At 66.7% G+C, this 11283-nt stretch carries 7 protein-coding genes; all 7 read left to right on the top strand.

The window, feature by feature from the left end; translation table 11 throughout:
- Nucleotides 1-263 precede the first annotated feature (263 nt).
- Entirely contained in the window at nt 264-2135 is a 1872-nt protein-coding gene (gene typA, locus ACFWEP_RS24390; RefSeq protein WP_387372870.1) for a translational GTPase TypA, read from the top strand.
- Between the two features lie 787 nt (nt 2136-2922).
- Complete coding sequence (locus tag ACFWEP_RS24385) at nt 2923-3945, top strand: ABC transporter permease (RefSeq protein WP_387372868.1); 1023 nt, start codon at nt 2923-2925, stop codon at nt 3943-3945.
- A gap of 98 nt (nt 3946-4043) precedes the next feature.
- The gene (locus ACFWEP_RS24380) at nt 4044-5837 is read left to right on the top strand and encodes an ABC transporter substrate-binding protein (RefSeq protein WP_387372866.1); all 1794 of its coding nucleotides are present in this window, start codon (nt 4044-4046) and stop codon (nt 5835-5837) included.
- A gap of 321 nt (nt 5838-6158) precedes the next feature.
- Nucleotides 6159-7136, top strand: a complete 978-nt coding sequence (locus ACFWEP_RS24375; RefSeq protein ID WP_387372864.1) for an ABC transporter permease — start codon at nt 6159-6161, stop codon at nt 7134-7136.
- Between the two features lie 10 nt (nt 7137-7146).
- A complete protein-coding gene (locus ACFWEP_RS24370) occupies nt 7147-8208 on the top strand; it encodes an ABC transporter ATP-binding protein (protein ID WP_387372863.1) in 1062 nt (353 codons plus the stop codon).
- A 24-nt stretch (nt 8209-8232) separates the two neighbouring features.
- The gene (locus tag ACFWEP_RS24365; RefSeq protein WP_387372861.1) at nt 8233-9345 is read left to right on the top strand and encodes an ABC transporter ATP-binding protein; all 1113 of its coding nucleotides are present in this window, start codon (nt 8233-8235) and stop codon (nt 9343-9345) included.
- 265 nt (nt 9346-9610) lie between these two features.
- On the top strand, nt 9611-11245 hold the full coding sequence (locus tag ACFWEP_RS24360; RefSeq protein WP_387372859.1) for an ABC transporter substrate-binding protein: 1635 nt from the start codon (nt 9611-9613) through the stop codon (nt 11243-11245).
- Nucleotides 11246-11283 lie beyond the last annotated feature (38 nt).

The raw sequence follows: 11283 nt of genomic DNA, 5'->3' as shown, positions 1-11283 counted from the left end.
CGGGAAGGCCCCGGAAAAGGGTGCGCACGGGGATCCCGGTGGCCTCGACGGGCGGTTGTGAGCCGGTCCGAAGCCGCCCCGGCCCCTGAATATCCGTTGAATCCTCGGGGAAGAGCGGTCTCGCGGATCGGGCCGGGAAGCCCCCCGCGCGGCTGGCCCGTACCATGGGACAAGCCGTGGCGTGTCAGCCCGGCGGGGCGTACGAGGACCTGAGACCGACTGCGACGCCTGATCCCACGATCCGAGAGAAGCGCATTCCACCCATGCCCACGCGCCACGACATCCGTAACGTAGCCATCGTCGCCCACGTCGACCACGGCAAGACCACGCTGGTCGACGCCATGCTCAAGCAGGCCGGTGCCTTCGCCGCGCACGCCGCCGAGAGCCTCGACGACCGCATGATGGACTCGAACGACCTGGAGCGTGAGAAGGGCATCACGATCCTCGCCAAGAACACGGCGGTGAAGTACCACCCCAAGACCGGCGGGGACCCGATCACGATCAACATCATCGACACCCCCGGCCACGCCGACTTCGGTGGCGAGGTCGAGCGCGGCCTGTCGATGGTGGACGCGGTCGTCCTGCTCGTCGACGCCTCCGAGGGCCCGCTGCCGCAGACCCGCTTCGTGCTCCGCAAGGCGCTCGCCGCGAAGATGCCGGTCATCCTCTGCATCAACAAGACGGACCGTCCCGACTCCCGCATCGCGGAGGTCGTCGACGAGACGTACGACCTGTTCCTGGACCTGGACGCGGACGAGAACCAGATCGAGTTCCCGATCGTCTACGCCTGCGCCCGTGACGGCGTCGCCTCGCTGACCAAGCCGGAGGACGGCACCGTCCCGCCGGACAGCGAGGACCTCGAGCCCTTCTTCAACACCATCCTGGCGCACGTCCCCGCCCCGGAGTACGACGAGGCCGCTCCGCTCCAGGCCCACGTCACCAACCTGGACGCCGACAACTTCCTCGGCCGTATCGCGCTCTGCCGCGTCGAGCAGGGCGAGCTGCGCAAGGGCCAGACCGTCACCTGGATCAAGCGTGACGGCAGCCAGCAGAACGTCCGCATCACCGAGCTGCTGATGACCGAGGCGCTCACCCGCAAGCCGGCCGAGGTGGCGGGCCCCGGTGACATCTGCGCCATCGCCGGTATCGGCGACATCATGATCGGCGAGACGCTGGCCGACCCCGAGAACCCGATCGCGCTGCCGCTGATCACGGTCGACGAGCCGGCCATCTCGATGACCATCGGCACCAACACCTCGCCGCTCGTCGGCAAGGGCGGCAAGGGCCACAAGGTCACCGCCCGCCAGGTGAAGGACCGTCTGGACCGCGAGCTGATCGGTAACGTCTCGCTCCGCGTCCTCGACACCGAGCGCCCGGACGCCTGGGAGGTCCAGGGCCGCGGTGAGCTGGCGCTGGCCATCCTGGTCGAGCAGATGCGCCGTGAGGGCTTCGAGCTGACCGTCGGCAAGCCCGAGGTGGTCACCAAGCAGATCGACGGCAAGACGCACGAGCCCATCGAGCGCATGACCATCGACTCGCCCGACGAGCACCTGGGCGCCATCACCCAGCTCATGGCGACCCGCAAGGGCCGTATGGAGACCATGACGAACCACGGCTCCGGCTGGGTCCGCATGGAGTGGATCGTTCCGTCCCGCGGCCTCATCGGCTTCCGTACGGAGTTCCTCACCCAGACCCGCGGCACCGGCATCGCGCACTCCATCTTCGAGGGCCACGAGCCGTGGTTCGGCGAGCTGCGCACCCGTCACAACGGTTCGCTCGTCGCCGACCGCTCCGGCTCGGTGACGCCGTTCGCCATGGTCAACCTCCAGGAGCGCGGCATCATCTTCACGGAGGCCGGCACCGAGGTGTACGAGGGCATGATCATCGGCGAGAACTCCCGCGCCGACGACATGGACGTCAACATCACCAAGGAGAAGAAGCTCACCAACATGCGTGCGGCGTCCGCGGACACCACGGAGAACGTGGTCCCGGCCCGCAAGCTCTCCCTGGAGCAGTCCCTGGAGTTCTGCCGCGAGGACGAGTGCATCGAGGTGACCCCGGAGACCGTGCGCATCCGCAAGGTCGTCCTGGACGCCAAGGAGCGCGGTCGCACCGCGTCGCGCGCCAAGCGCTGATCACATCCGGCCACCGGCCGGCGTTCGTCAAAGTCGGGTTTGAACCCGACCCCCTGCATTGACATGAGGCCCGGCCCCCCGCAGACACTGTGGGGGGCCGGGCCTTCGTCAATTGATTTTCGTCACTTTAGTGTCCGGTTATCGGGCGTTGCTCTCCGAAACCTGTGTTAACAGTCCGTTTCGGGGGTGTCTGTCTGGACTCAGTTTGTCCGGATTTCGGTCACACGGCCTGTATCGATGTTGTCAAACCGAGACCCTTTAAGTGTGGTTTACGGTCCAGTCGTACTTAATAGTTGGCTGCATTGAGCTCGGGTCAATGAGTCACGCACTGTGGGGAGTGCCGACTCACGAGCACACGGGGCACACGGATTTCTCGTCGCCAGGGGTGTCGACGGAGATCGCTGGTGCCCGCTTCGTATGGAAGAACAAGTGGACTCATGAGGAGGAACCCATGCACGGTGCCACAAGCGCCCAGTGGGTCACGTCGTCCGGCCGGCGCGTCAGACGCCCACGATCCCTGGCGGTATGTCAGGGGTCGGTGCGATCGCTGTACTGATCCGCCCGGCACCCGATCTCCCGTATCGGTTCTCCGGGGTGAGTCCACCCTGGCCGCGGTCTACCCGCGCAGATCAGCCTTAGGCCTGCTCGCCGCTCCGTACGCTCTCCTACCCGCCTTGTCGTTCGGCAACTCGGTTCAGGTGAAGTGCGGTTGACTTTTCGCATACTGCTGAAGAGGCGGCACGTGCGCGGGCCGGCGGCCGTCAATTACATGTGAAACGGACGAATCATGACGAGTCCAACTGGGATTCAGGCTGAGGCCCCGGCCTCGGTCCTCGAGAAAGAGCCCGAGAAGCCGACCGGCCCCGCCAAGGTCGAGGGGCGCTCGCCGGGCCAGCTGATGTGGCGCCGCTTCAAGCGGGACAAGACCGGACTCGTGTCCGCGGTCGTGGTGATCGTGTTCTTCGCGGTGGCGGCTCTCGCCCCGCTGATCACCAAGCTGTACGGCAAGGACCCGTACACGCTCTACGGCCAGGACGACCCGAACCTGCTGGACATGTTCAACATGCCCTCCGGCGGCATGGGCGGCATGTCCCCCGAGCACTGGTTCGGCATCGAGCCGACGCTGGGCCGCGACGTCTTCGCCCAGCTGCTCTACGGCATGCGCACCTCGCTGTACACGGCGGTCATCGCCACCCTCGCCATGGTGGTCATGGGTGTGCTGATCGGTCTCGTCGGCGGCTACTTCGGCGGCAGGACCGACTACTGGATCGGCCGGGTCACCGACTTCTTCCTCGCTCTCCCGAGCCAGCTCTTCTTCGTCGCCGCGATGCCGGTCATCACGACCGTCTTCGTCGCGCCGGACGAGGAGACCCCCACCTACGTGCGTACCTGCGCGATCATCGCCGTGATGTGGCTGCTCGGCTGGATGGGCCTGGCCCGTCTGGTCCGCGCCGTCACCCTCTCGCTCAGCGGACGCGAGTTCGTCGAGGCGGCCAAGGTCGCCGGAGCCTCCCCCTGGCGCATCATCCGCAAGGAGCTGCTGCCGAACCTCGTCACCCCGATCCTGGTGCAGTCCACGTACATGCTGCCCAGCACCATCCTCTCGGTCGCCTTTCTCTCCTTCGTCGGCGTCGGCTACGTCGAGCCGACGCCGGACTGGGGCCGGATGTTCTCCGTGGGCGCGAACGTCTACGAGCAGGACCCGGTCTACATGTTCTTCCCGGGTGTCGCCATGGTCGTCTTCGTTGTGGCGTTCAACCTCCTCGGGGACTCCGTACGGGACGCCTTCGACCCGAAGACGGGACGCTGATCCGAACCGCGGGGGAGCTGCCTCCCGGGCGCCGGCACCGACCGGACGTGCAGGGCAGCACAGTTGATCACTACTCACAGGCAGGTGGACTCGACTCCATGTCTATGCTCAAGAACCGTACGGCGAGAGCCGCACTGGTCGCGGTCGCGGCGGGCGCACTGACGCTCACCGCCTGCGGCGGCAACGACGACAACGCGGCCAAGGACAACAGCAAGACCAAGAAGGACGCGTCCTCGCAGTCCAACGCGGTCGTCCTCGGTACCGCCGCGGACTCCACCGGCCCGGCGGCCGAGGTCGCGGGCGCCCGCTCCGGCGGCACGGCCGAGGTCTACAACGACACCGACTTCTCGCACCTGGACCCGGGTCAGATCTACGTCAGCGACGGCGGCCTGCTCTCCCGTCTGATCTACCGCGGCCTGACGCAGTACAAGGAAGCCAACGGCAAGCTGACGGTGGTCGGCGACCTCGCCACCGACTCGGGCAAGGTCTCCGACGGCGGCAAGACCTGGACCTACACGCTGAAGGACGGCGTGAAGGACCAGAACGGCCACGTCATCGACTCGGCCGACATCCGGCACACCGTCGAGCGCCTGTACTCGACCAACATCACCGACGGTCCGGTCTTCCTGCAGCAGTGGCTGTCCGGTGCCGGCAACGCGTACCGCAAGGCGTACGAGGGCCCCTACAAGGGCAAGCACCTGCCGGACTCGGTGCTGGAGACCCCCGACGCGAAGACGGTCGTCTTCCACTTCCCGGCCGCCGAGCCGGACCTGCCGCAGGCACTCGCCATGGCCGGTTACTCCGTCGTCCCCAAGGACACGGACACCCAGGCGAAGTACGACAGCGCCCCGGTCGCCGTGGGCCCGTACAAGATCGCCGAGTTCAAGCCGGGCAAGGGCATGAAGCTCGTCCGCAACACGAACTGGGACGCGAAGACCGACTCGGTCCGCCACCAGTACGTCGACGGCTTCAACATCGAGTACAACCACGACGACACGGACCAGACCAAGACGATCCTCGCCGACCGCGGTGCGGCGAAGAACGCGGTCATGTTCACCGGTCAGGTCGCCACCGAGCAGCTCAAGGCTGTCACCAGCGACAAGGCCGCCATGGCCCGCACGATCCAGGGCTACGCCCCGTACGTGTGGCAGATGAACTTCAACCTCGACCGCATGACGGACAAGAAGCTCCGTGACGCGATCACCCTGGCTCTGCCGGCCTCCGCGATCGCCAAGGCCGACGGTGGCGCGTACGGCGGCGAGGTCGCCAACAGCCTGATGTCGCCCACCACCCCGGGCTACGACGACACCTTCGACCCGTTCGAGCGCAAGACCAAGGCGAACGGTGACCTGGCCAAGGCCAAGAAGCTCGTCAAGGAAGCCGGCGCCGAGGGCAAGAAGATCGTCTACGCCTACGGCAACACCCCGGTCCGTCAGCAGCAGGCGGTCCTGATCGCCAACGCGCTGGGCAAGATCGGCCTGGACGTCCAGAAGAAGGAGATCGACTCCGCCACCTGGTACGAGCGGGTCGGCAAGGTCGACAACGGCTACGACATCTACATGACCGGCTGGGGCCAGGACTGGCCGTCGGCGTCCACCGTCATCCCGCCGGTGTACAACGGCACCGCCATCCAGGACGGTTCGTCGAACTACTCGCACATCAACGACCCGCACGTGAACTCGGAGATCGAGCGGATCCTGAAGATCACGGACGTCGCCGAGGCCACCAAGGCCTGGGCCGCGCTCAACGAGTACATCTCCACGGAGATCAACCCGGCTGCCCCGGTCTACTACACCAAGGTGTTCCAGATCGCCGGCTCCAACATCGGTGGCCTGCGCTACTCGACGGTGCAGAGCTACACCGACGTGACGCAGATCTTCCTCAAGAAGTAGTCGGCAACAGCAGTTTCACGGGGGTGCGCGCGCGGCGGAGCGCGCGCCCCCCGCGGCCGGGTCCGCCCCACCGCCCCCCGCGCGTCCCGCCGGGCTGAGGGCCGCCGCTTGGCAGGGGTGGTTTGCTCTTGCGCCGGTCGGTGGGGGCGGGGCATTCCCGAGGTTCCTTCTAACCACGGCCTGTCCTCATATTTTCCTAATTTTTTTGTCGCCAACTCATTTTTCTGGGGGGGGGGGGGGGGGGGGCGCGCGCCCCCCCCTCTGCCGGATCCGCCCCACCTCCCCCCTCTCGTCCCGCCGTCCTGAGAGCAGCCTCTTGCCATGCTTCGTTTCCTCTTGCGCCGGTCGCTCGGCGCGTGCCTGATCCTGGTCCTGATCAGCGCCTTCACCTTCTTCATGTTCTTCGCCATCCCACAGGACCCGGCGATGCTGGCCTGCGGCAAGAACTGCACCCCGGACGCGCTGGCGATCATCCACACCAACCTCGGTCTCGACAAGCCGACGATCGTCCAGTACTGGATCTTCCTCTCCGGCATCTTCACCGGTCGTGACTTCTCCGTCGGCCACTGCTCGGCGCCCTGCTTCGGTGTCTCGTTCAACAACGGCCAGATGGTGTGGGACACGATCGTCGACCGTTTCCCGCTGACCCTCTCGCTCACCATCGGCGGGCTCATCGTCTTCCTCACCGTGGGTCTCGGCACCGGCCTCATCGCCGCCCGCTACCGCGGTACCTGGCTGGACAAGGTCGTCAGCTCCTTCTCGCTGGTGCTGAGCTCCTTCCAGATCTACTTCCTCGGCCCGATCGTGCTCGGCATCTTCGTGTACAGCACCGGCTGGCTGGACAAGCCGAAGTACAACGACTTCAGCGACGGTGTCGGTCCCTGGTTCATGGGCCTGCTCATCCCCTGGGTCGTGATGTCCGTGATCTTCACGGCCAACTACACCCGTATGGCCCGCTCCACGATGATCGAACAGCTCCAGGAGGAGCATGTCCGGGCAGCCAAGGCCAAGGGCATGAGCGGACGTTACGTCTTCATGCGCTACGCCTGGCGCGGATCGCTCATCCCGATCGTCACCATTCTCGGCATGGACATCGCGGCGCTCCTCGGCGGCGGCATGGTCACCGAGATCACCTTCGGCCTTCCCGGGATCGGCCGGCTGGCCATCGATTCCGTGAACAACAAGGACCTGCCGATGACCATGGGCGTCATGCTCGTCAGCGCGGCCTTCATCATTGTTCTGAACCTCGTCGTGGACGCCCTGTACGCCGTGATCGACCCGCGCGTGCGGCTGTCCTAGGAGTAGCAACGTGACCACACTCACCAAGACCGAGGACGCCGCGGCCCCCACCGGGTCCGACTCGTTCCTCTCGGTACGCGATCTGCACGTCAAGTTCTCCACCGAGGACGGCGTCGTCAATGCGGTGAACGGGCTCTCCTTCGACCTGGAGCGCGGCAAGACGCTCGGCATCGTCGGCGAATCCGGTTCCGGCAAGTCGGTGACCAACCTGACCGTGCTGGGCCTGCACAACCCGAAGTCGACCACCGTCGAGGGCGACATCCTCCTCGACGGCGTGAACCTGACGCACGCGCCCGAGTCCCAGCTCGAATCGCTGCGCGGCAACAAGATGTCGATGATCTTCCAGGACGCGCTCACCGCGCTCTCGCCGTACTACACGGTGGGCCGGCAGATCTCGGAGCCGTTCCGCAAGCACACCGGCGCCAGCAAGAAGGAGGCCCGGGACCGGGCCATCGAGATGCTGACCAAGGTGGGCATCCCGCAGCCCACGCTGCGGGTGGACGACTACCCGCACCAGTTCTCCGGCGGCATGCGCCAGCGCGCCATGATCGCCATGTCGCTGGTCTGCAACCCCGACCTGCTGATCGCCGACGAGCCGACGACCGCACTGGACGTCACCGTCCAGGCGCAGATCCTCGACCTGCTCAAGGACCTCCAGCAGGAGTTCGGCTCCGCGATCATCATGATCACGCACGACCTGGGCGTCGTCGCCAACATGGCCGACGACCTGCTGGTGATGTACGCCGGCCGGGCCGTCGAGCGCGGCTCGGTGCGTGAGGTGCTCAAGTCGCCCCAGCACCCGTACACCTGGGGTCTGCTCGGCTCGATGCCGCGGCTGAACTCCAGTGTCGACGAGCCCCTCATGCCGATCCCGGGTTCGCCGCCGTCCCTGCTCAACCCGCCGTCCGGCTGCGCCTTCCACCCCCGGTGCGCGTTCACCGGAGACGTCGGCGGGGACGCGTGCGTCTCCTCGCGTCCCGGTCTGCCGGACGGACGGGGTTCCGCCTGCCACCTGACGGCGGAACAGAAGCAGCAGGTGTTCATCGAGAAGATTCAGCCCCGGCTGGGCTGACCTACCAGCGACTGGGGCATCACCATGAGCGAGAACAACACCACTGACACGGCGGCCACCGGCACCGTGCCGAAGCAGCAGGACAAGGACGCGGCCTCCCCGTTGTTGGAGGTCCGCGACCTCAAGAAGCACTTCCCCATCAAGGGCGGCTTCCCGATCAAGCGGACCGTCGGCGCGGTCAAGGCGGTCGACGGCCTGTCCTTCGACGTCATGCCGGGCGAGTCCCTCGGCCTGGTCGGTGAGTCCGGCTGTGGCAAGTCGACCACCGGGCGGCTGCTGACCCGCCTGCTGGAGCCGACCTCGGGCACGGTCTCGTACAAGGGCCAGGACATCAGTCACGCCTCGCGGCGCGACATGATGCCCATCCGGTCCGAGATCCAGATGATCTTCCAGGACCCGTACGCCTCCCTGAACCCGAGGCAGACGGTCGGCAACATCATCGGCGGACCGATGGAGATCAACGGCATCAACCCGCCCGGTGGCCGCGAGGCCCGGGTGCGGGAGCTGCTGGAGATCGTCGGCCTGAACCCGGAGCACTACAACCGCTTCCCGCACGAGTTCTCGGGCGGCCAGCGGCAGCGCATCGGCGTGGCCCGCGCGGTCGCGCTGCAGCCGAAGCTGATCATCGCGGACGAGCCGGTCTCGGCGCTGGACGTCTCCATCCAGGCGCAGGTCATCAACCTGCTCCAGGAGGTCCAGCGCGAGATGGGCATCGCGTTCGTCTTCATCGCGCACGACCTCGCGATCGTCCGGCACTTCTCGCAGCGCGTCGCGGTGATGTACCTGGGCAAGATCATCGAGGTGGCCGACCGCGACTCGCTGTACGAGGCGCCCCGGCACCCGTACACGCACGCGCTGCTGTCCGCCGTCCCGGACGCGGACATCGACGCCGACAAGCGCGAGCGCATCCGGCTGGAGGGTGACGTCCCGTCGCCCGTCAACCCGCCCTCGGGCTGCCGCTTCCGCACGCGCTGCTGGAAGGCCCAGGACAAGTGCGCCACCGAGGAGCCGCCGCTCGTGCAGCTCTCCGGCGACAAGCCCGGCCACCTCACGGCCTGCCACTTCCCGGAGGACCCGACGGTCACCCGCACGAAGGACATCGTGATGGACCCGGCGCTGGCGGCGCTGGAGGAGTAGTCGTGCAACCCCGCTGGTGCCAGTGGCGCCAGTGAGGCAGGCGCCGGTTCGCGGTCTGCGACGACGGGCCCGTACTCAGGAGATCACTCCCGAGTACGGGCCCGTCGGCGTGTCCGGGGGAGAGGGGCCCGGAGCCGGGCGGGGCCGGTCGGGTGACGGGGCTTCGGCCGGACCCGCCCGTACGGGCCAAGCGTGCATGCCATACCTAGGCGAATGCGGTGATATAGGGCAGAGCTACTCATGGCATCTCTGGAGGAGGCACTTCATGCGCGGAGCCACACGGGCCAGGTGGACCGCATGCACCGTGGCAGTCGCACTGGCGGCGACGGCCTGCGGCGGGGGCGGCGACAGCGACAGCGGCGGCAGTGGCGCCGACGGGATCGTCAGTTCCTCCTGGGGCGACCCGCAGAACCCGCTGGAACCCGCGAACACCAACGAGGTGCAGGGTGGCAAGGTCCTCGACATGCTCTTCCGCGGTCTCAAGCGGTACGACCCGAAGACCGGCGAGGCCAAGAACATGCTGGCCGACAAGATCGAGTCCAGCGACGCGACGAACTACACCATCACGGTCAAGGACGGCTGGACCTTCTCCAACGGCGAGAAGGTCACCGCGAAGTCCTTCGTGGACGCCTGGAACTACGGCGCCGCGCTGAAGAACAACCAGAAGAACGCCTACTTCTTCCAGTACATCGACGGCTACGAGAAGGCCCACCCCGAGAGCGGCTCCGCCTCCGCCACGACGCTCTCCGGCCTCAAGGCCACCGGCGACCTGACCTTCACGGTGAAGCTGTCGCAGAAGTTCTCGCTGTGGCCCGACACCCTCGGCTACGCGGCCTTCTCGCCGCTGCCCCAGAGCTTCTTCGACGACCACGACGCCTGGCTCTCCAAGCCCGTCGGCAACGGCCCGTACACCATCGACAGTTACGCCAAGGGCTCGTCGATGAACCTGCGCCGCTGGGACAAGTACCCCGGGGACGACAAGGCCGAGAACGGCGGTATCGACCTCAAGGTCTACACCGACAACAACACCGCCTACACCGACCTGACCGCGGGCAACCTCGACCTCGTCGACGACATCCCCGCCTCCCAGCTCACCAACGTCGAGTCCGACCTCGGCGACCGCTACATCAACACCCCGGCCGGCATCATCCAGACCCTCGCCTTCCCCTTCTACGACAAGGAGTGGGACACCGAGAACGGCCGCAAGGTCCGCCAGGGACTGTCGATGGCGATCAACCGCCAGCAGATCACCGACCAGATCTTCCACCAGACCCGGACCCCCGCCTCCGACTGGACCTCTCCGGTCCTCGGCGAGGAGGGCGGCTTCAAAAAGGGCCTGTGCGGCAAGGAGTGCGAGTACGACGCCGACGAGGCGAAGAAGATGATCAACGACGCCGGCGGTATCCCCGGGGGCCAGCTCAAGATCTCGTACAACGCGGACACCGGCTCCCACAAGGAATGGGTCGACGCCGTCTGCAACAGCATCAACAAGGCCCTGGACAACAACCGGGCCTGCGTCGGCGGCCCCGTCGGCACCTTCGCCGACTTCCGCAACCAGGTCTCCCAGCAGAAGCTGAACGGCGCCTGGCGCGCGGGCTGGCAGATGGACTACCCGCTCATCCAGAACTTCCTCCAGCCGCTCTACTACACCAACGCCTCGTCCAACGACGGCAAGTGGAGCAACCAGGAATTCGACGACCTCGTCGACAAGGCGAACGCCGAGACCGACAAGGCCACCGCGGTGAAGACCTTCCAGGACTCCGAGCAGGTGCTCGTCGAGCAGATGCCGGTCATCCCGCTCTGGTACCAGAACGGCAGCGCCGGCTACTCCGACCGCGTCTCGAACGTCGCGCTGAACGTCTTCAGCGTCCCCGTCTACAACGAGATCAAGGTCAAGTGACCCGCTGAAGCCGGGTGGCCGGTGCGGACCGCCCGCAC

The organism is Streptomyces sp. NPDC060198, from assembly GCF_042728415.1.
GTDB lineage: Bacteria > Actinomycetota > Actinomycetes > Streptomycetales > Streptomycetaceae > Streptomyces.
The sequence above is the reverse complement of the archived record's forward strand: the minus strand, read 5'-3'. Positions and strand labels throughout refer to the sequence as shown.

Excerpts from the sequence above, each read along its gene's own strand:
- typA (WP_387372870.1), top strand. The coding sequence starts at position 264 with ATGCCCACGCGCCACGACATCCGTAACGTAGCCATCGTCGCCCACGTC.
- ACFWEP_RS24385 (WP_387372868.1), top strand. The coding sequence starts at position 2,923 with ATGACGAGTCCAACTGGGATTCAGGCTGAGGCCCCGGCCTCGGTCCTC.
- ACFWEP_RS24380 (WP_387372866.1), top strand. The coding sequence starts at position 4,044 with ATGTCTATGCTCAAGAACCGTACGGCGAGAGCCGCACTGGTCGCGGTC.
- ACFWEP_RS24375 (WP_387372864.1), top strand. The coding sequence starts at position 6,159 with ATGCTTCGTTTCCTCTTGCGCCGGTCGCTCGGCGCGTGCCTGATCCTG.
- ACFWEP_RS24365 (WP_387372861.1), top strand. The coding sequence starts at position 8,233 with ATGAGCGAGAACAACACCACTGACACGGCGGCCACCGGCACCGTGCCG.
- ACFWEP_RS24360 (WP_387372859.1), top strand. The coding sequence starts at position 9,611 with ATGCGCGGAGCCACACGGGCCAGGTGGACCGCATGCACCGTGGCAGTC.